This window comes from Haemophilus seminalis (assembly GCF_006384255.1).
Lineage (GTDB): Bacteria > Pseudomonadota > Gammaproteobacteria > Enterobacterales > Pasteurellaceae > Haemophilus > Haemophilus seminalis.
Genome location: NZ_VCED01000020.1, coordinates 1 through 802, shown reverse-complemented (window position 1 = coordinate 802; position 802 = coordinate 1). Strand labels below are relative to the sequence as shown.

Here is an 802-nt window from a genome sequence, read left to right as displayed (position 1 = left end):
TATTTAACACTGAACCCACACCAACAAGTTGAGTCGGTTTCACATCTGTACCTGTACCGCTGCTGATATTCAACGCTGTCGTCGGTTTATTTGCATCATCGTTATTAGATGCCCCTTTCGCCGCTTCAGTTGTTAAGTTAACCGGTTTTTTACCCGTTACAGCATCATCTTTACCCACTTTCACAGAATCAAACGATACGTCTTTATCCGTCGCAAAAGTAAAGTTTTTACCATCACGTTTAACGCGTAAGTTTTTACCTGCCGTAAAGGTTACTTCATCGCCTGCAGCAATGCCTTCACCTGCTTTTGTGCTATCGTCTGTTTTTTCATTGTCTGCAATCTCTGCATCTGTGTTGGTCGCTTTAGCAATCCATTTCGCTGAATTGACCGCTTGTGCCACAGTGTCAACTGTTGCTAGTTTGTCTTTATCTGTTGCAACAGGACGTACTTGACCCGCTTTTTCTGTGCCAGTTTTATTATCAGCTGTAACTACTTCAGTCGAGCCTGTCTCCGCCTTCACTTTGCCATCATTATCGACAGTGATTGTTGTGCCGTCGGTATTAACCGCAACTTTGTTGCCATCAGCCGTATCAATTTTGAGGCCTTTACCCGTATTAACCTTAATACCGTCTGCATCAACAGTCACACCATTGCCTGCCTTGGCTTTGATTTTATTGTCGTTGGTTTTTTCTAAACCATCGCCAAGGTTTACACTGTATTTGATTTTGCTGGTTTTATTGTCTGTATTTTCAACAGATACACTCGTACCTTCGCCGTCAATAAAGTTAACGGTGTCATAAGC

Annotated in this window: 1 pseudogene; it reads right to left on the bottom strand. The window is 42.6% G+C overall.

Annotated features, from left to right (window positions below):
* Window positions 1–802: pseudogene (locus FE813_RS10400) on the bottom strand (hypothetical protein); the annotation flags it as partial.